Raw genomic sequence first — 18,705 nt, 5'->3', positions numbered from 1 at the left:
CATGGAAAACCTCACATTCACACATGACGTGGCCGACAAGGCCGCGGGCAGCACGAAGCAGGCGATTACAGGCGTCGTGGCGTCAGGAAATTTGGAAGTCCTCGTCGAGCGCGTCGTTCCTGAAAAGCAGTGCGTTGTCGAGATTCGAACCACGGTTCGAGGGTTCGATCCCGTCTGGCAGGCGGTCGTCGAAGATTTCGTCGAGCGCTTCCCAACGGGTGGCCTGCGGTTCTCGATCAACGATGGAGGCGCGCGACCCGACACCGTATCGCTTCGCCTGGCACAGGCTCTGCGTCTGATGGAGAAAACAGAGAAATGAACGTTTCAACAAACACTGCAACCCAGGCCGCCGGCACCGACGCCAGACAAGCCAGCTGGTATGAGTCCTCGGCTCGCGCCCGTGTATCGCTCCTCCTAGACGACGATAGCTTCAACGAGTTTCTCGGCCCGGCAGAACGCGAGATGAGCCCAAATCTCAAGTCCTTCGATCTTCCCGAGCAATTCGATGACGGGATGATTGTCGGACGTGGCCTGATCAAGAGCATACCCGTTTTCATCGCAGCGCAGGAAGGCCGTTTCATGGGCGGGGCTTTCGGCGAGGTTCACGGCGCGAAGCTCACTGGCCTTCTTCGGGGGGCCCGCGATTTGCGTTCGGTACCAGTCATCATCCTGTTTGATACGGGTGGTGTGCGTCTCCAGGAAGCTAACGCCGGCGAACTGGCGATCGCCGAAATCATGCGTGCCGTCATAGAGGCGAGGATCGCCGGCGTCACAGTCATAGGCCTCATTGGCGGAAGAGCCGGATGCTACGGCGGCGGAGGCCTGATTGCCGGATGCTGCTCCGCTCTCGCAGTCTCCGAGCAGGGCCGCATTTCTGTCTCGGGACCCGAAGTGATCGAGACAAACCGCGGCGTCGAGGAATTCGATTCTAAAGACCGGGCACTCGTCTGGCGCACCATGGGCGGCAAGCATCGCCGTCTGATCGGTGGGGCCGACGCCTTCGTCGATGACACGATCGCAGGTTTCCGGGAGACCGCTCTCAGCCTGCTGGCCGACACTCGGCCGTTCACTCTCCAGACATTGCAGGATGAGCAGATGCGGCTCGAATGGCGGATTGAACAGTTTGGCAAGTCCGCCGATGCGATCGACATCTGGCGGTCCATGGGCATCACCGACGCCGCTTCCATTCCCGAGATGACCTATGCGCGGTTTGCGGCCGCCGCTCAAAAAGTACGGAGGCCGAACCATGCAGCTCGCTGATATCCTTGCGTCGCTTTTCCCGGACGGTCACAGCATCAAAACCGACCATGGTCTGCTGTACGGCTGGGCTCCGCTTTCGGACGGACAGCAGGCACTTGTCGTAGGCGTTTCGGATCGGGCGGCAGTCGGCGTCGATCAGGCCTCCCTGCTTTCCCGCCACATCCTCGACGACCATTCGGGAAAGGGGCCGATCCTGGTGATCGTTGACAGCGATAGCCAAATGATGAGCAAACGCGACGAGTTGCTCGGGCTCAACGAGTTCCTGGCTCATCTCGCCAAATGCCTGATCGTCGCCGATCTTCACGGCCGTCCGACGATCGGCATCCTCTACGGCCACACGGCGGCCGGGGCGTTTCTCGCGACCGCGCTTGCGACCCGGGTTCTCGTCGCGCTTCCTGGCGCGGAGCCTGCTGTGATGGACCTCGCGTCCATGTCAAAGGTGACAAAGCTATCCATCGAGGTTCTGCAGGAAAAGGCCAAGACGACTGCCGTCTTCGCTCCTGGATTGGACAATCTCGCGAAAACGGGTGCAGTCCATTTCGTATGGAACGAGGGGGAATCGCTGGCATGCCAACTGAGCGCGCTTCTGGCCGATCTCCCTGACGCAGTCGACAAGCGGGACCTTCTTGGCTTCGAAAGGCATGGCCGTACCAAAGCGGCGGAAATTGCGGAGCGGGTCTATGCGATCGCACGCGCTTCCTAGGCTTCTCCCCCTGAAGCGCCACGACCTGGTTTATCTCGACCCGGCAAGATGGGATTCCGTGCTCGAAAGGCAGCTGGGATCGGATCACACTGATCCGCTGATCCAGTCCTGGGTGCACAGACAATGGCCGCTCGTGGCGCGCCGGCCCATGGCGCACGAGACGCACGGCATCGCCCTTGGCCTGCCGCTGCCACCATCACTGGAAAAGCGACGCATTCCGTTCGTGGTGGAAGCCGATGACATCCTCGCCATCCACGAACCGACAGCCCTCGCCTGCGCTCGCGGCCAAGCCCCCATGGGATGGCAACGGACCTTCGACGAACTGGAATCCTTCGCGGCGCATCGCGGTATCGAACTGCAAGTGTTCGGCAGCCTCGCTTGGCAGGCGCTGACCGGTCTTGCGTATCTTACCAGCTCGTCGGACATCGACCTGCTGCTGCATGTCCGGTCCCCGGCCGACATAGACCTGGTCTCCTCGGAGATTTCCAGGATCGAGGATGCATCGCCCAACCGCATCGACGGCGAGTTTATCCGTGACGATGGCCTTGCCGCCAACTGGCGCGAATTCCTGTTCAGGCCGGCTGACGTCATGGTGAAGTCCATGAAGGGCATCGCACTACTCAACCGAAAGCGCTTCCTCGCCGGAGATTTTCTCTCATGAATGCCCTCTCCTTTCCTGTCTCCATGTTCGAAGCTTCCGCGCGCTTGAATGTCGATGCGGCGGGCATCGCTTCTCTAGCGAAGAAAAGCCTCCTGCTGGAGGTCGAGACGTGGCCAAAGCCGGGTTTGGTCAGCCATGTGGATTCAGGCAGCCACAGTGACATGGACGCCGGGACGTTTCGCGACAGTGCTTCCGCAATCGAGCCCTATCTGCGATCTCTTGTGGTCGCAGGCGCCGGTGGCTGTCAAATGACGCATCTCAGGTCTATTGGGCTCGCAGCCGAAACGGCGATGCTGTCGGCGACGAACGGCATTAATACTCATCGAGGAGCAATCTTCGGCATGGGTCTGCTATGTGCTGCCGCAGGCGCGAGGGACAACGGCGTTGTCAGCCCCCGATCGCCGCTTGGCTCGGTCGTCCACGAACTTTGGGGCCAAAGCATTCTTGCAGGTCCAAGGCTCGCCAATAGTCACGGCGCAAAGGCGCAACTTCGCTACGGAGTGGGCGGCGCGCGAGCGGAGGCCGCCAAGGGATTTCCGAGTGTCTACAAGATCGGACTTCCCGCACTACAGGCTGCGCGGCTCAAGTCGCCCGGCGATCTGGAGGCGCAGAGGGTTGAAACCTGCTTTGCGCTGATCGCTGAGCTGGATGACACCAACCTTCTGCACAGGGGCGGCGACGAGGGCCTTCGCTTTGCCCAGCGCGCTGCGCGTCATTTTCTCGCGACAGGCGGAATCGGCGCCGCCTGCTGGCAACGACGCGCACAATCGATCCACGAAGAGTTCATCAGCAGATCACTCAGCGCAGGCGGAGCAGCGGACCTTCTTGCAATGACGCTGTTCGTCGATGAGATAGAGGGACCCTGAAGTCGATGGCCGGAACCATCCTACTCGCGCTGACACCACCTTTTTTCGTGATGTCACTCACGGTGTTCAGCGTGACCACCCTGCCCGTTGCCATAATCATACTCCATCCCCGGTAGGTCCAGTCATGACACTCGCCATCTTGTGTTCCGGTCAGGGGAACCAGAACCCGAACATGTTCACCCTGACCGGGAATTGCGCGATCGCCAGCCACTTGTTCGCCAGTGCGACGATGCTGCTGGACCGCGTCGATCCACGCATCATCGTAAGGCAAGAGGCCGAGAATGGGGTCTTCGAAAACCGGACCGCTCAAATCCTCTGCACCCTTCAGTCGCTCGCTGCGATAACCGCGCTGAAGACGAGCATTCCGCAGCGTTCGGTTTTCGCCGGTTACAGCGTCGGAGAGATTGCCGCGTGGGGGGCGGCTGGCGTCTTCCGTGACATCGATACCTTGAAGCTTGCTGCAAGACGCGCCGAGATGATGTCCGCGGCTAGCGCGGCAGGTGATGGGCTGGTCTTTATAAGAGGTCTGGCCTACGAGGCGATACGCCGCCTCTGTGAAGAGCACGACGGAGACATAGCGATAATTAATCCAGATGATGCTTTCGTCGTCGGAGGGGGGCAGGCCTTCCTGGCGGCGATCACGCGGAACGCTGGTGAAGCACACGCCGCGCGCATCGTTCGTCTTCCCGTGGAGGTCGCGTCTCACACCCCGCTCCTTTCCGAGGTATCCGCGCAATTTCGTAGCGTCCTTGAAGGTCCACCCAAGGCGTTTCCACCTATTGCTGGAGCTAGACTTCTGAGCGGGATCGATGGAGCCAGCGTGTCCCGGTTGGATCAGGGGCTGGACAAGCTGGCGGCGCAGATTTCGCACACGGTCAGATGGGCGGACAACTTGCAGGGCTGCGTCGAAAACGGCGCAATGGCCTTCCTGGAACTTGGACCGGGACGGGCCTTAAGTGAAATGGCTGCCACGAGTTATCCGGACATTCCGAGCCGATCGCTCGAGGATTTCAAGACGCTGGACGGGGCGCGGGCGTGGATTTCCAGGTGGACATCACGATAGGACAGCCGCTCTAGGACCTCGGTCGATTTATAGCGTGGGCATAGCAAATCCACGCCAAAGTCCCTTTCGTTGCCTGAGGGGGTGAAGGGCGAGCCGTCGAACAGGCATACACCGCGCCACTTGCCAGTCCAGACACCAGCCAGTTCCACATCATCCAGCCGCAGGTGATGAAATAGAAGAGGGCTATCGAGAACGGCCAGTATATCGCGCCTGAGCCGGAAGAGGTCGCCGCCGCCGGACCCGATAGCGACAAGACCTTGAAGATCGAGGCCTTCATTCCCCGTTTACAGATCGATACCACCTATTTCGACAGGCCCTATTACCTGGCGCCCGACAAGATGGGCAAGGCCGGCGGAGGGAGGTTCAGTCGAAAAAGCCCGCATCCTCGTCCCTGAGATATCTCCTGGCCCCTTCAGCGTCGATATCGAGGCCCAGCCCCGGCGCTTCCAGTAGGTCCACCATGCTGTCCTTCACGATCTGCGGCGGCAAGCCGATTACCAGATCCTCCCACCAGGGGTCGGAGGCGCTCGGATATTCGAACGCGATGTAATTTGCCGGCAACGTGGCGCAGACATTGATCAACGCGCCGAGGCCCAGCAGCCCGTTAGCGGTGCCGTGCGGTGCCATCAGGATCGAATGCATGTAAGCGTGCTCGGCGACCCATTTGAGCTCAGCAATGCCGCCAATATCGGCGGGATCGGGACCGATGACGCGCACCGCCTGCGTCTCGATCAGTTCCTTGAAATTGTGCCGCAGGTAGATCTGCTCACCCGTGTGGATTGGCGTCGAGGTGGAGGTCGTCAGTTCCCGATAGGCCTGCGGATTGACCCACGGCACGTAGTCGCCAGTCAACATGTCCTCGAGCCACATCAAATTGTACTTCTCGACCGCGCGAGCGAACTTGATCGCATCGGGCAGCATCCAGCCCGGGCCGCAGTCGAGCGCCAGGCTGACTTTGTCTCCCAGCACTTCCTTCATCGCGATCACGCAGTCGAGCATGTGATTGAACCCGCGCTCGCTGATCACGCCCTGATCCATAGCACCGTGATAACCGGCCTTCTTCTGCGTCACGCCGTAGTGGAAGTCCTCGATGGTGTCCTTCATGTTGGAGTGGAACGAGATTCCTTGCTTGACCATGAAGAAGTTCTGCGGCTGCTCCATCATCCATTTGACGTCAGCGGCGTAATCCTCCGGCCGGTCGCCCGTGCGTTTCTGGCGAATCGAGCCGTTGTAGACGCGTACCTTGTCGCGCACCTTGCCGCCGAGCAGTTTATAGACGGGCACGCCCGCGGCCTTTCCAGCAATATCCCACAGCGCATGCTCAATAGCACTCACCGCCGCACCGTACGGCTTGAAAGAGCCGCGTTGGCGGATCTTCAGCATGACTCTCTCGACGTCAGTCGGGTCCTCGCCGATCAGCGCCTCACGGAAATGCAGCACAAAGGGCTTGAGGTAGGACTTGGTGAATTCGACTTCGCCCAAGCCATAGAGGCCCTCGTCCGTCACGATGCGGACGATCGGGTGTTTGCCAATAACGGCGCAGCGCAGATCGGTAATCTTCATCTTCGTTCCTTTTCGGCTCAGCTCCAGGTGCGATCCCAGGAATACTCATCGTCCCAGTGATCCGTAGGCCGCCAAATGCCGGTGACACCCGGCTGCAGATGCTGCGAGATCACCTCGTCGACGACGTCGTCAATCCCCAGGCCCGGCTTGTCCGGAACAGTGATGAAGCCGTTCTTCACCAGCGGCTTGGGAAGGCCTGTGACGATATCGTCCCACCAGTCGACATCGGCGGAATGGTATTCAAGCGCCATGAAATTTTCGGTCGCGGTCGCGACATGTGCGGCAGCCATTGCAGCAATTGGGCTTTCTGCCATGTGGATGGCCATGGCGACACCATGGTCCTGCGCCATATCACCGATCTTCTTGGTCTCGAGGATACCCCCGCTGGTAAGCAGGTCCGGATGAATGACGGAGACACCACCACTCCGTAGCAGAGGCTCGAAGCCCTCCTTGAGGTATATGTCCTCTCCGGTGCAGATCGGTATCGTGGTGGCGTCCTGCAGTTGTCGGTATTGTTCGGTATATTGCCAGGGGATCACATCCTCGAGCCAGGCTGGCACGTATTTTTCAATTCGCCTGGCAAGGCGAATGCCGTTCTGCATGGAGATATGGCCGATATGGTCGATCGCAAGCGGCACATCCATGCCGATGACCTCACGAACCTCGGCGATGTATTGCTCAAGCAGGTCGAGGCCCTTGTCGGAAAAGTGCAGGCCGGTAAACGGGTGTGGGACGTTGTGCAAATCGTATGCAGCGTTGCGAAGACGCCGCTCTTCAATGGTCTTCAGCGGCCCACGACTGGGACCATCGCGGTATCCTTCGAGTGAGCCGGCAGGAAACACGACCGCACCGGGCACATCCGCGATCTGCATCAATCCCAAATCCATCTTGAGGAAGGTGAAGCCGAGCTCCATGCGCTGCTTGAGGCGCTTACCCGTCTCGGTCCCGCTCGGCACGGTGGCGTCGGTATCGCAGTAGACGCGCACTTTCTCCCGAAACCGGCCGCCGAGCATCTGATAGATAGGGGCGCCATAGGCCTTGCCGGCAAGATCCCACAACGCGATTTCAACCGCCGATACGCCGCCGCCTTGCCGGCCATGCCCGCCGAATTGCTTGATCCGGCGAAACAGGCGGTCGATGTCGCAAGGGTTCTCGCCAAGCAACCGGCTTTTGAGCATCAGCGCGTAGGTGGCGCTGGCGCCGTCGCGCACCTCGCCAAGCCCGACGATGCCCTGGTTGGTGTAGATCTTGAGTAGCACCGAGGTGAACGGCGCGCCGACAATTTCGGCTACCCGCATGTCGGTGATGCGAAGGTCGGACGGCTTGGAATGCGTGTTCACCCGATTGAGCGCCTCGTCGGCTCCATGTGCCTCTGGCATGATTTATCCTCGTTCTGGTCGGGGGGCTCATCATCGCGCACGCCGATGGGGCGTAGAGCGTTGCTAGCTAGTCCAGCTCTATCTCGTGATTTTGAAGGTAGTCGCGGTTCATTTCGACGCCGAGACCGGGCTTGGGCGTAAGCTTGAGGCTGCCGTTCGAAACATCAAGTGGTCTGTCGATGAGGTGATCGTATTTGCCCAGGTTCCACTCTGAGGTTTCAAGTTTGTAGAAATTGGGAACGGTCATCATCACCTGCGCTCCCGCAACCACATTGATCGGCCCTGCGGCGTCATGCGGCGAGACCGGGATGTAATAGGCTTCGCATAGGGCAGAAATCTTCTTGAGTTCGGTAATGCCGCCGGTCCAGGTGACATCAGGCATGATGTAGTCGGCGAGCTTGTTTTCGAGCACCGGCACGAAATCCCACTTCGTGTGGCCGCGCTCGCCCCAGGAGATAGCGGCGCTGACCTTCTCACGGACCTGTCTGAGAGCGTTGAGGCTCTCCGGGGGGCAGGGCTCCTCGAACCAGTCGATCTGGCCGGCTTCCTCGAGGCTCCGGCAAAGACGGATGGCGGTTGGAACATCGAAGCGGCCATGCGCATCGATGAGGATGTCGATGTCTGGGCCTGCCGTTTCGCGGATGAGTGCCGTGAGCTCGGCGGCTTCGCGCTCGTCCTTGCGGGTCATGCTGCCGTCGAGATAACCGTCCCGCTGTTCGCGAGCCTGTCCGTCAGCGGTGCGGCCCTGGTGCGGAAAAGGATCGAACTTGAGCGCAGTGTGGCCGGACTCGACGATGTCTCGAATCTCCCGGACCACAGCCTCCTTGCTGGTAAACTTGCGCTGGTCGGGATGAGTGTAGAGCGAAATTTCATCGCGTACCGGTCCGCCCAAGAGCTCATAAATCGGCTGGCCAAGAACCTTGCCGCGGATGTCCCAGAGGGCGATGTCGATGGCGCTTACGCATTCGACCGCCGCGCCGCGACTGCCCATGTAGGTGAAGCTGCGGAATATCTTGTGCCACAGATACTCGATACGCGCCGGGTCTTCACCGGTAATTGCGGCACCGATCTGCCGCAGGATCGTGCAGAGGGCGCGATTGGCGAGCCTTGTCGTGGTGGTGATCTCACCCCAGCCGCTCACCCCCTCGTCGGTCGTCACTTCGACGAACAGAAACTCTCCCCAGTAAGAAGCATCGGATCTGATGAGCCACGGCCGAACGCTGGTGATTTTCATCGCAACTGCCTTTGCTGAAGTGGTTGGGATAACGATATTGCAGGCTATGAATTCTATCCTGCCCGAGCGGCGTTACGCGCACGCATGTGTTCGAGGATATGCCGGCCGGAGCCTTCGACATGGCGTGCAATGAGTTCGGCTGCCTCGTTCGCATTTCCCGCTTTTACATGCGCGATGAGCTCGCGGTGCTCGCTAAGGATTGCGGCACGCCGAGCGAGCGTGAAGTCGAAACGCCGACTTACGGCTCGAAGCACTTCGCGATGCTTCCACCAAAGCTCGGCGGCATGGCGGTTGTAGTGCTTCTGGTACATTACCGTGTGAAAGGCGGTGTCCAGTTCGCTGTGCCTGAACGGGTCGGCGAAGTTGTTCTCTTCAATCAGGCCTTGGATGCGTTCGAGTTCAGCAATGTCCTCGACGGTGGCCATATTCACGAACCATTTCGTCAGTGCCGGCTCGATCAAGACCCCGATCTCATAGATGTCCCTAACGAAATCCTGATCTATGGGCCGGACGCGCGCTCCGCGGTTGGGAACGAAGGTAACAAAGCCCTCCCCGCGCAACAGTTGCAGAGCCTCGCGCACGGGGTTGGTCGACGTGCCGTGGCGCCGGGCGAGATCGGTAACAACAAGCCGCTCGTTGGCAGCGAGCCGCCCTTCGATGATGTCATCCCTGATCAGTTGATAAAGCGAGGCGCCCTCACTGGAGGCCCCGATAGCGTCGATGCCTTCGGGTGGCTGTGCTTTAAAATCGCTCGTTTCGGCCAAGATTGTCCCCAATGAATACACACATTGTTCGGATATCACGCGAAGCTTCTCTAAACAATGTACGATTTCTTTGATTGACAGGCAATCTACGATCTGAAAACGTACGATCAGGTCGAAGGGATACATTAGGGGAAATCCCGCGGCCGGGAGCAAAGACCGCTCGCCTCGACGCGGAGCGGCATGGGAGAAAACCTGGGAGGTTACCTATGACGAGGATTTCACTCGGCCGTGCCATCCTGCGCGGCACTGTCTCGACTGCTTTGATGGTATCATTGATGTCCGTGTCTGCGATGGGTGCGCCGGTCGACCTGAGCAAGTGGTCGCCGCAATACGTTCGCTCCATCGCCGGCACACAAGATTTTGACACGGCCGGCGATTGCGCCAAGGTCACGCCCCTCGACTACAAGGGGCGACTGACTTTCTGGTATCAGGGCGTCTTCGAGGGCGACCCCGACCTCCTGCGCCAGTATTACAAGGACTTCTTCGAGACCTTCCGCAAAACCTATCCTAACATCCAGCTCGAGGAACAAGCCCTCACCTATAACGACCTGCTGGACAAGTTCCGGACCGCACTCCTTGGCAATGCAGCGCCGATGGCGGTCCGCCTGCAAATCCTTGGTGGCACCGAGTTCGCCTCAAAGGGCTATTTGCAGCCGCTCAAACCCGAGGATGTAGGGTATTCGACCGAGGATTTCTGGCCCGGCGCAATGAAGGCTGTAACCTGGGACGGGGTCACCTACGGCATTCCAACCAACAACGAGACGATGGCGTTCATCTGGAACGCCGACATCTTCAAGCGTGCCGGCCTCGATCCGGAAAAGGCTCCGGCAACCTGGGACGACGTCGTCAAAGATTCCAAGCAGATCCACGACAGGCTCGGCATTGCCGGTTACGGCCTCGTGGCGCGCAAGAATGCGGGCAATACGCCATACCGTTTCATGCCGCAACTGTGGGCCTATGGCGGCGGCGTCTTTGACGAGGCTACCGCCAACCCAACCTATAAAGAGGTCGAGCTCAATAGCCCGCAGAGCAAGGCGGCATTGCAAGCCTCCTACGATATGTATGTTCGCGACAAGTCGGTTCCGGTTTCGGCACTCACCAATCAGCAGGCCGACAACCAGCCCCTCTTCCTCGCTGGTCAGCTCGGCATGATGATCTCGCACCCGTCCGACTATAACGTCATGCTCGACCTGCAGAAGAAGACGACGGGCAGCGACAAGGAAAAAGCGCAGACCGTCATCGACAACATGCGCTACGGCCTCATTCCGACAGGCCCCGACGGCAAGCGTGCCGTCGTGTTTGGCGGCTCCAACATTCACATCCTGAAGCCCGAATATGTCGAGGGCGGCAAGGTGGACGAGCCGGCTGCAAAGGCTATCATCTGCATGTGGACAAGCCCCGAATGGTCGCTGAAGATGGCCTATGCCGGCTCTAACCCGGGAAACCTTAACGGCTTCAAGACCAAATGGATGAAGGAACGTCTGGACAACATCAAGTTCCTTGATGTCACGACTTCGATGCTGCCATACGGCATCCCGTTCCCGGCGCTGCCACAGTCCCCCGAGATTATGAACATCATCGTCCCGGACATGCTGCAGAATGCCCTGACCGGAGCCATGACCGTCGACCAGGCAGCGGACGACGCAGCCAAGAAGGTAAAAGACCTGACGGACGGCGGACTCTAGTCCAGGCCCGACGATCTGACCGGCTGCGCCTCGATTGCAGCCGGTTTCTTCCGAAAAATAAGGGCAGGGCACAGTGACGATCTTGACTGGCAAGGCCGAGACTCGCCTAAGACTGCAACCCGGTAGGTCCGGCGTGCTGCGAAAGATTTGGGAGCATCGCGCTGACTACGCGTACGTGCTTCCTGCGATCGCCGTGATGCTCATCGTCATAGCCTACCCTATCTACTACACGATCGAGCTGTCGTTCTTTAATACACCGCCTGGCCTGCAGCTCCGGGACAAGATTTTCGTCGGCCTCGACAATTACGTCGCCATCCTCACAAGTCCGGTGTTCTGGAAGGTCACCTCGAACACTCTTATCTGGACACTGGGATCCACTTTCATCTCATTTGTCCTGGGGTTTGCCTGCGCCCTGGCGCTCCATCGTGACTTTGTCGGCCGCGGCATCCTGCGAGCCATCCTGATCATTCCCTGGGTCATCAGCGCGGTCGCTGCGTCCTATATCTGGAAGTGGATCTACCATTCGGACTTTGGGATCATCGGCGCGGTGCTGGTGGGCCTCGGATGGGCCGACCGACCGCCGAATTTCATCGACAGCGTCAGCACGGTGCTGCCCTCGCTGATCGTCGTCAATATCTGGCGAGAGTTTCCGTTTGCCATGATCATGATGATGGCTGGCCTGCAGACAGTTCCCGACCAGTTGCTGCGCGCCGCAAAAGTCGACGGCGCCAATGCATGGCAGCGGTTCTGGCACGTCACCTTTCCGCACTTGAGAAACGTCTCGACGGTGACGATCCTTCTCTTGGCAGTGGCCAACTTCAATTCTTTCATCATCCCCTGGATCATGACCGGCGGTGGACCGTCGAACGCATCGCATATCTGGATCACCCACATTTATGAGCTCGCCTTCGGCCGCCAGCGCTGGGGCGTGGCATCGGCCTATTCGGTGCTGCTGTTCCTGATCCTGATGTCGCTCGGCTATTTCTATGTCCGTGCGCTAAGCGGCAACGAACGGAAGGATGGAAGCGAATGAGCGCCATTGCCGGGACTGCTCGTCGAGGCCAGGCGCGTCGCCGTACGCGCATCGATGGATGGCGGTGGGGCGGACGCATCTTCCTCGTGTTCATGCTGCTTTACACCGCATTACCGATGATCTGGATGCTGATCACCTCGATCAAGTCCGGCTTCGCGGCCATGCAATTCCCGCCGCAATGGTGGCCGGACCAACCCACACTTGCCAGCTATCAGAAGCTGCTCGATCCGCAAAACAGCGTCGGCCAGGACTTCCTGCGCTTCTTCTGGAACAGCCTTTTCGTCTCCACCGCCACCACCATCCTTTCGGTGATCGTGGCAGTTCCTGCGGCCTACGCGTTTTCGCGCTTCACTTTCCCGGGTCGGAACTTTCTTTTCTTCGCCGTCCTGCTTCGCAACATGTTCCCGGCAGTGATCTTTCTCGTGCCGCTCTTCATCCTGATGCGCGCGATCGGGCTGGTGAACACGCATGGGTCGCTCATCCTCACCTACCTCACATTCGGCCTGCCACTGGCAATCTGGCTGCTCAAGGGCTTCTACGACAATATCCCCGTGCAACTCGAGCAGGCTGCGCGCATCGACGGCGCAACGCGGTTCCAGGCCTTTGTCCTGATCGTGATGCCGCTCTCGGCGCCAGGCATCATCGCCACGGCGATCTATTCCTTCATCGGCGCGTGGAACGAGTACATCTACGCCTACACCTTCCTCTCCAAGAACGAGCAGTTGACACTGCCGGTCGGCATTCAGCGCTTCTTCTCGGAAAATACAACGGACTTTCCGGGCCTGATGGCGGCCAGCTTCATGATGAGCGTGCCCGTCGTGGTCCTGTTCCTTGTCCTGCAGCGATACTTCGTACGCGCCCTCACGGAAGGCGCAGTCAAGCACTAGGGGAGTTGCCGGTGGCCCACGTGGTCCTCAAAGATCTGGTCAAGACCTATGGCAGCTTCAAAGCTGTCAACAATGTTTCGCTGACGGTCAATGACGGCGAATTCGTTGCACTCGTCGGCCCTTCAGGCTGCGGCAAGACAACCACGCTCAATCTTGTGGCGGGGCTCATCCCCATCACATCTGGCGACATCGTCATCGGCGACCAGGTTGTCAACGACCTCGACCCCAAGGACCGGGACATCGCAATGGTGTTCCAGAACTACGCGCTCTATCCGCAGAAATCGGTCTACAAAAATCTGGCGTTCCCGTTGCAGATGCGCAAACTGCCAAGGGACGAGATCGACAAGAAGGTCAAGGAAGCAGCGCGCGTGCTCGACATGACGCAACTCCTCGAGCGCAAGCCGCGTGAACTTTCGGGCGGGCAACAGCAGCGCGTGGCGCTGGGCCGTGCCCTCGTTCGCGATCCGGCGGTATTCCTGATGGATGAACCACTCTCCAACCTCGACGCAAAGCTGCGCGTGCAGATGCGGTCGGAGATCAAGCGTTTCCACCAGGACCTCAACGCGACGATCATCTACGTGACGCACGACCAGCTAGAAGCGGTAACCATGGCCGACAGGATGGCGGTGATGAACGGCGGCTACCTGCAGCAATATGATACTCCGGCGCAGGTCTTTGCTCATCCTGTGAACATGTTCGTCGCCAGCTTCGTCGGCAGCCCCGCGATGAGCCTTGTTCCGCTGGAGGCGTCAACGGCAAACGGCGACACTGTGTTGACGAGCGCGGAGGGCTGGCGCCTCGAGCTCTCGCCAGAAAACGCTCAGAAGGTCGCGAGGGCAACAACCAAGAAAGTCGTGCTCGGCGCACGTCACTCGACGATCAGGCTGCATAAGAGTGCGATACCTGGAAGCGTCCCTGCCAAGGCCTACACGGTGGAGCCGACCGGAGACGTCACTTTCGTGCAGGCGTTCCTGTCCGGCGCCATCGTCAACGTCAGCGTGCCGCCGACCATTGCCGTGGCGCCCGACGAACAAATTTGGCTCGAGTTCGATCAGGAGCGGATGCATCTTTTCGACGGCGAAACAGAAATGGCGCTCAAGGCCAACTAAGACCGGGCGGATGCGTGTGAAACGAGGGCGTGGATGACTACGAAGCTTAAGATCACGGCGATCAAGCCCTATCCAGTATGGGTAGGAACGCGCAATCAGATGCTGGTCAAGGTTGAGACCGACGATGGAATCTTCGGCTGGGGCGAGAGCGGCTTGAGCGGGCGCGAGAAGGCCGTGGCCGGCGCGATCGAGCACTATCGCGAATTTCTCATCGGCCGCGACCCGATGCAGATTGGTCGGATCTGGCAAGAAGTTTATCGCAGCCAATACTTCGAAGGCGGGCGCGTCCTGCAGGCGGCGATTTCGGCTATCGACATCGCCCTTCACGACATCAAGGGCAAGGCGCTGGGAGTGCCGGCCTACGATCTGTTGGGCGGCAAGCAGCGCGACCGCATTCCGACCTTCGCCTCGACCGGTGACGAGGCCGAGGGCGATGTTGCCATCGAACGGGCCCGCGAACTACGCGCCCAAGGGTGGCAGGCGATCCGCTTCTTCCCCATCGGGCAAAGCAGCAGGGATATTTTTGAGCCGCGGGAGTCGATCGGGCCTACCGCACGAATGCTGAACAAGGCGCGTGAAGCGCTGGACGACGACGTCGTCCTCGGCATCGACTATCATCATCGGCTGTCGGTGGCAGAGGCGGCGAGCTTCTGCAACAAGCTCGACCGTGGCGTGCTTGATTTCCTCGAGGAGCCGATACGAGACGAGACACCCGAGGCTTACCAATCCCTGCGCACGATGACCGACATCCCTTTCGCCATAGGCGAGGAATTTGCCAGCAAGTGGCAATTCCTGCCCTACATCGAGCGTGGCATCCATCAGTTCAACCGGCTCGATGTTTGCAATGTGGGCGGGCTCACCGAGGCGATGAAGGTCGCTGGGTGGAGCGAGGCACACTATGTGGACCTGATGCCGCACAATCCCCTCGGCCCAATCTGCACGGCCGCGACCATCCATCTCGCCGCCGCCGTAGCGAATTTCGCATGGCTCGAGACCAGGGCGCCCGAAGCAAAGCTCGGCTTCGATAATTCCGACTTCTTCCCCGTGCAACCACGGCTCGACGGCCCCGACTATCCGGTCAGCGACCTGCCGGGGCTTGGCGTCGAGGTCAACGAAGAGGCGGTCAAGGCGGAGAGCTTTCGTTTCTGGGAAGCGCCTCACCTGAAGCGCCGCGACGGTTCTGTCACAAACTGGTAGTTTCATTCACCGGAGCCTAAAATGACGCATACGCCCGACATTACGCGACCGCCCAAAGAGCTGATCGATGCACTGAAGGAAATCGGCGCCGCGACGGTTTCCGGCACACTTGGCCACATGGGCTTCCGCAATCCGCACATGGTCGGTCCCGTGGCGCAGAATCGCGGGAAGTCGATCGTCGGGCCGGCCCTGACGCTTCAATTCATGCCGCAGCGGCCGGACCTCTTCACCGAGGGAGAATATGCAGATCCGGAGACGCAGTTGCACCGCCATGTGCTTTATCACGTGCAGGAGGGCGATGTGGTCGTGGTCGACGCGCGCGGCGACATGAGCTCGGGCGTCTTCGGCGATATGATGTCGACCTATTTCAAAGGTAGAGGCGGCGCTGGCATCGTGATCGATGGCTGCATGCGCGATCGGCCCAATGTCGAGAAGCTGGATCTGCCTTTGTGGCTGCGCGGCTGGACACCCAACTATCATGTGCAGACCGGCATCTATCCCAACGCCGTCAACGTCCCGATTGCCTGTGGCGGTGTCACTGTCATCCCCGGAGACATCATCGTCGCCGACGATGACGGGGTGGTGATGCTTCCTGTCGCAATGGCCTCGAAGGTAATCGAAGAATCGCAAAAGCATCACGATTGGGAGGAGTTCTCGCGCGTGAAGCTTATGGGAGGCGGGTCGTTGCAGCGCTACTATCCGCTGCATGACGATGCCCGCGGAGAGTACGAAGAGTGGCGCAAAACAAACCGCCTGGGAACAACTTAGCCAATGGATTGCTCTAGGCGGGCGGTGAACTTTCTGGGGTATTGCCGGCGTCTACACAAAAAGCACGGAGCCGAATGTCGCCGTCGGCGCCTGCTTTTCGATCTGGCAGCCGGGATCCAGCCACCGAGGTTCGCCGAATGTCACCTTTTATGAAGGGTTTCGGATGCCGGCAGGTTTGGGCCGAACGTTGCATGGCGGCGTCGGGTCTTCGGAACTAGTGGACGTTCAGATCGGGAGGGGCTGAAATTTAATATTCGGACCAGGTTCCGCCACCAAACTTTAGATTTGCGCTGGTTATCCAGTTTGCTTTCGGCATGGGCCTCCGTGCCGTCCCGGGCGCGTCTGCCAGCAGTGCCACATCTATCACCATCGATAAGAGAGCCAGTAGCAATTGTGATCGAAATCGATCACGACGGCATATGTGACCGACTTCGGTAGACAGAACATGCGCCGCGGGGTCGCAACCATCACTTCTCTAGGCGTGCTCGTCACCCGAGCCGCCGGGATCGACCAAGGGACAAGGAAGCGTATCGGAGCTTTCAGCATCGCGACGCGCGGACAGGCGCGGGAAAGCGGGAATTCGCGTCACACCAGGGCGTGAAGAAGGGCAGCCGCAGGAGCGTCAGCGTTAGCGGTCCGAAGGAGACGCGGGACCGACTGCCCCACGCCCTTGCGTTCCGCTTCAGGGTCGGGCTCGCCACACATCGCCATTCCCGCAACAGGTAACCGGCCTTGCACTCCCCTCATCGGCCCGGCCGCACCAGCTGCCGTCAACATTTTGTCGGGAGGCGACGGATCTCTTCATTTTCCGCACCACTTCCTTACCCAAGAGCGACCGCGACGAAACCCTGCTGACGCGTCCGTCCGCGGCACGAACCGAGAAGTCCCGATCCGGCAACTTCTGCTCGGCTTGCCATCGCGCTATACTTGATGGAGATCTATGGGACATCGACGTGAGGCGCATATTCCTGGCAGCCATGATCGCATTTTCCGGGGCGTCCGCCGGCGGGGCGGATTTCGATGACCATTTCGACGCGAGAAAATTGGACGCGTCCAAGTGGTCCACTCAACAGGTTCTTTCGCGCCAGATCGAATTTGCCGTGCCTGGACGGTGTGGGCGCGCTGCCGTCGATATTGTCACGAAGGAAGGCGATGCCGGCATTGAATGCGCCGATGATTGCCAGCGCGCAGAGCTTCGGACTGTGAGGAAATTCTGGCCGATATTCGGCGAGGAAGTCTGGTATCGCTTCAGTTTCAAGATCGCCGGTGATGTGCCCGCGCTCGGAAGCGCACGTTCGGTCATCGGGCAGTGGAAGGGGCCTGGCGACGGCAGCCCCATGCTCGCACAGCGCTTCGACAATGGTGTCTTCCACATTACCGTTCAGGACAACGACGTGCGTCGTGTTGTCGCGAGCGCCGACGGCAATCCCGACGCGCTGATGTCGGCCCAGGCAGCACTCGGCAGACTGGCTCCGGACGAGAAAACGATCAATTCCGTAAAGTCCCTGCAATCGCTAGAACTTCTCAACAAGACGATGCCCGGCCTTTCGCAGAAATTCTTCAAGCAGGAGCTGCTCAACGGCCTTGCTGGCACGCATCAGTCTGCGGAAAACCAAACACTTTCCGAGACGCTGGGTCTTTCCGAAACACTCGTCTCAGACTTTGACGCTCTCTCCTTTGTTGCCGATCCCGATAAATATATCGGCACCGCAAACATCGAGATCAGACCAGCTGGCAACCGACCGCTTCCGGACCCTCGAAAGGGATGGGTGGACATGGTCTACCGGATCAAGCCCGGTCGCACCGACAACGAATATGGCCCGCGGCACCCCGGTGAAATAGATATATGGGCGAATGGCGAGAAGATCGTGTCGGTGTCGGGCAATATTGGAGCAACGCTCAGGAAGAACAATCCGCTTCCGCTTTCTGGTCCCTATTTCAAGTTCGGAACTTACCGGGTGCGCATACCCGGCGAATTTCATTTCCTGTTCGATGAGTTTTCGCAGGCCAGGACCAGACCAGGCAAACTGACCCAAGCGTGCGATGCTGAGTGAAATCGTGTCGGCCGGTGATTTACGCTCGATCATCATCGGGCGAGCAATGGGACACCCAGCCCAGCCGCTCGTCCTGACCAGACACGATCTGCCGGCCGGTTGGGCTCTCGTTCGCATTACCCGAGGTTACCGATATTTCGTCTTGCATCTGGCGATAACGCTTCTCGAGACCCGGCAGTTCAACGCAGGCGTTTCAAGAGTGCACGCAATCCCGATTGCGAAACGTCGCGGATCGCAACCTCTATCGGAAACCATTTCTGTTTTCGGATCGTGTTTTCGGGGAAGTCCGTCGCGATCCGCGACGCTTCGAGAAGATGGACAGCGACATGGTAACGATGAGGCGTGCTGTCCTTCTGATAGGAAAATGACCCGAAGACTTCCGGATCGACCTCTCCGGCGACGCCAGCCTCTTCGAACGCTTCCCGCAAAGCAGCGACAGAGCTGGTCTCGCCCGGATCGAGATGCCCTTTTGGGATGCC

Annotated in this window: 18 protein-coding genes and 1 pseudogene; 14 read left to right on the top strand and 5 right to left on the bottom strand. The window is 59.6% G+C overall.

What is annotated here, in order from left to right:
- Position 1 precedes the first annotated feature (1 nt).
- The 7 genes and pseudogenes from mdcC to AC1DM5_RS25130 all read left to right on the top strand — a co-directional run.
- On the top strand, positions 2 to 319 hold the full coding sequence (gene mdcC / locus AC1DM5_RS25160) for a malonate decarboxylase acyl carrier protein (protein WP_477975939.1): 318 nt from the start codon (positions 2 to 4) through the stop codon (positions 317 to 319).
- Entirely contained in the window at positions 316 to 1,260 is a 945-nt protein-coding gene (locus tag AC1DM5_RS25155) for a biotin-independent malonate decarboxylase subunit beta (RefSeq protein ID WP_477975937.1), read from the top strand. Before mdcC ends, AC1DM5_RS25155 begins: the two co-directional genes overlap by 4 nt.
- Complete coding sequence (locus AC1DM5_RS25150; RefSeq protein ID WP_477975935.1) at positions 1,247 to 1,963, top strand: biotin-independent malonate decarboxylase subunit gamma; 717 nt, start codon at positions 1,247 to 1,249, stop codon at positions 1,961 to 1,963. Before AC1DM5_RS25155 ends, AC1DM5_RS25150 begins: the two co-directional genes overlap by 14 nt.
- Entirely contained in the window at positions 1,941 to 2,624 is a 684-nt protein-coding gene (gene mdcG / locus AC1DM5_RS25145) for a malonate decarboxylase holo-[acyl-carrier-protein] synthase (protein ID WP_477975933.1), read from the top strand. Before AC1DM5_RS25150 ends, mdcG begins: the two co-directional genes overlap by 23 nt.
- Positions 2,621 to 3,490, top strand: coding sequence for a triphosphoribosyl-dephospho-CoA synthase MdcB (gene mdcB, locus AC1DM5_RS25140; protein ID WP_477975931.1), 870 nt, complete (start codon positions 2,621 to 2,623; stop codon positions 3,488 to 3,490). The genes mdcG and mdcB overlap by 4 nt, the downstream gene beginning before the upstream one ends.
- Before the next feature lie 124 nt (positions 3,491 to 3,614).
- Complete coding sequence (locus tag AC1DM5_RS25135) at positions 3,615 to 4,553, top strand: acyltransferase domain-containing protein (RefSeq protein WP_477975929.1); 939 nt, start codon at positions 3,615 to 3,617, stop codon at positions 4,551 to 4,553.
- Positions 4,554 to 4,738: 185 nt separating this feature from the next.
- Positions 4,739 to 4,897 (top strand): annotated as a pseudogene (locus tag AC1DM5_RS25130) (Ku protein); the annotation flags it as partial.
- A gap of 19 nt (positions 4,898 to 4,916) precedes the next feature.
- Here the strand turns inward: AC1DM5_RS25130 and AC1DM5_RS25125 are convergent.
- The 4 genes from AC1DM5_RS25125 to AC1DM5_RS25110 form a co-directional block, all read right to left on the bottom strand.
- Entirely contained in the window at positions 4,917 to 6,116 is a 1,200-nt protein-coding gene (locus AC1DM5_RS25125; protein WP_477819962.1) for a mandelate racemase/muconate lactonizing enzyme family protein, read from the bottom strand.
- Between the two features lie 17 nt (positions 6,117 to 6,133).
- Entirely contained in the window at positions 6,134 to 7,495 is a 1,362-nt protein-coding gene (locus tag AC1DM5_RS25120) for a mandelate racemase/muconate lactonizing enzyme family protein (RefSeq protein WP_477975927.1), read from the bottom strand.
- A 67-nt stretch (positions 7,496 to 7,562) separates the two neighbouring features.
- Positions 7,563 to 8,729: a mandelate racemase/muconate lactonizing enzyme family protein gene (locus tag AC1DM5_RS25115; protein WP_477819960.1), complete on the bottom strand. Its 1,167-nt coding sequence runs from the start codon at positions 8,727 to 8,729 to the stop codon at positions 7,563 to 7,565.
- 53 nt (positions 8,730 to 8,782) lie between these two features.
- Positions 8,783 to 9,493 carry a GntR family transcriptional regulator gene (locus AC1DM5_RS25110; RefSeq protein ID WP_477820103.1) on the bottom strand — a complete coding sequence of 237 codons (711 nt, stop codon included), beginning with the start codon at positions 9,491 to 9,493 and terminating at the stop codon, positions 8,783 to 8,785.
- A gap of 206 nt (positions 9,494 to 9,699) precedes the next feature.
- Here AC1DM5_RS25110 and AC1DM5_RS25105 point away from each other — a divergent pair, with 206 nt between their 5' ends.
- The 7 genes from AC1DM5_RS25105 to AC1DM5_RS25075 all read left to right on the top strand — a co-directional run bounded on the left by AC1DM5_RS25105 (position 9,700) and on the right by AC1DM5_RS25075 (position 18,226).
- Entirely contained in the window at positions 9,700 to 11,178 is a 1,479-nt protein-coding gene (locus AC1DM5_RS25105) for an ABC transporter substrate-binding protein (RefSeq protein ID WP_477819959.1), read from the top strand.
- 73 nt (positions 11,179 to 11,251) lie between these two features.
- Positions 11,252 to 12,211, top strand: a complete 960-nt coding sequence (locus tag AC1DM5_RS25100; protein ID WP_477819958.1) for a carbohydrate ABC transporter permease — start codon at positions 11,252 to 11,254, stop codon at positions 12,209 to 12,211.
- Positions 12,208 to 13,098 (top strand): carbohydrate ABC transporter permease, encoded by an 891-nt coding sequence (locus AC1DM5_RS25095; protein WP_477819957.1) that lies wholly within the window; start codon positions 12,208 to 12,210, stop codon positions 13,096 to 13,098. The genes AC1DM5_RS25100 and AC1DM5_RS25095 overlap by 4 nt, the downstream gene beginning before the upstream one ends.
- 11 nt (positions 13,099 to 13,109) lie before the next feature.
- Positions 13,110 to 14,207: an ABC transporter ATP-binding protein gene (locus AC1DM5_RS25090; RefSeq protein WP_477975967.1), complete on the top strand. Its 1,098-nt coding sequence runs from the start codon at positions 13,110 to 13,112 to the stop codon at positions 14,205 to 14,207.
- A gap of 33 nt (positions 14,208 to 14,240) precedes the next feature.
- Complete coding sequence (locus AC1DM5_RS25085; RefSeq protein ID WP_477819955.1) at positions 14,241 to 15,404, top strand: mandelate racemase/muconate lactonizing enzyme family protein; 1,164 nt, start codon at positions 14,241 to 14,243, stop codon at positions 15,402 to 15,404.
- 21 nt (positions 15,405 to 15,425) lie between these two features.
- Entirely contained in the window at positions 15,426 to 16,172 is a 747-nt protein-coding gene (locus AC1DM5_RS25080) for a ribonuclease activity regulator RraA (protein ID WP_477975925.1), read from the top strand.
- A gap of 953 nt (positions 16,173 to 17,125) precedes the next feature.
- On the top strand, positions 17,126 to 18,226 hold the full coding sequence (locus AC1DM5_RS25075; protein WP_477975923.1) for a heparin lyase I family protein: 1,101 nt from the start codon (positions 17,126 to 17,128) through the stop codon (positions 18,224 to 18,226).
- 179 nt (positions 18,227 to 18,405) lie between these two features.
- On the opposite strand, the gene AC1DM5_RS25070 is transcribed toward AC1DM5_RS25075, so the two are convergent.
- A partial coding sequence (locus AC1DM5_RS25070; protein ID WP_477819952.1) for an NUDIX hydrolase occupies positions 18,406 to 18,705 on the bottom strand: 300 nt, incomplete at its 5' end.

The sequence above is a fragment of the Rhizobium sp. 01T437 genome (assembly GCF_056398505.1).
This window is presented reverse-complemented; position numbering and strand designations above follow the sequence as displayed.

Bases quoted from the DNA above. Each gene is read 5' to 3' on its own strand.
- mdcC (WP_477975939.1), top strand. From the start codon at position 2: ATGGAAAACCTCACATTCACACATGACGTGGCCGACAAGGCCGCGGGC.
- AC1DM5_RS25155 (WP_477975937.1), top strand. From the start codon at position 316: ATGAACGTTTCAACAAACACTGCAACCCAGGCCGCCGGCACCGACGCC.
- AC1DM5_RS25150 (WP_477975935.1), top strand. From the start codon at position 1,247: ATGCAGCTCGCTGATATCCTTGCGTCGCTTTTCCCGGACGGTCACAGC.
- mdcG (WP_477975933.1), top strand. From the start codon at position 1,941: ATGCGATCGCACGCGCTTCCTAGGCTTCTCCCCCTGAAGCGCCACGAC.
- mdcB (WP_477975931.1), top strand. From the start codon at position 2,621: ATGAATGCCCTCTCCTTTCCTGTCTCCATGTTCGAAGCTTCCGCGCGC.
- AC1DM5_RS25135 (WP_477975929.1), top strand. From the start codon at position 3,615: ATGACACTCGCCATCTTGTGTTCCGGTCAGGGGAACCAGAACCCGAAC.
- AC1DM5_RS25125 (WP_477819962.1), bottom strand. From the start codon at position 6,116: ATGAAGATTACCGATCTGCGCTGCGCCGTTATTGGCAAACACCCGATC.
- AC1DM5_RS25120 (WP_477975927.1), bottom strand. From the start codon at position 7,495: ATGCCAGAGGCACATGGAGCCGACGAGGCGCTCAATCGGGTGAACACG.
- AC1DM5_RS25115 (WP_477819960.1), bottom strand. From the start codon at position 8,729: ATGAAAATCACCAGCGTTCGGCCGTGGCTCATCAGATCCGATGCTTCT.
- AC1DM5_RS25105 (WP_477819959.1), top strand. From the start codon at position 9,700: ATGACGAGGATTTCACTCGGCCGTGCCATCCTGCGCGGCACTGTCTCG.
- AC1DM5_RS25095 (WP_477819957.1), top strand. From the start codon at position 12,208: ATGAGCGCCATTGCCGGGACTGCTCGTCGAGGCCAGGCGCGTCGCCGT.
- AC1DM5_RS25085 (WP_477819955.1), top strand. From the start codon at position 14,241: ATGACTACGAAGCTTAAGATCACGGCGATCAAGCCCTATCCAGTATGG.
- AC1DM5_RS25080 (WP_477975925.1), top strand. From the start codon at position 15,426: ATGACGCATACGCCCGACATTACGCGACCGCCCAAAGAGCTGATCGAT.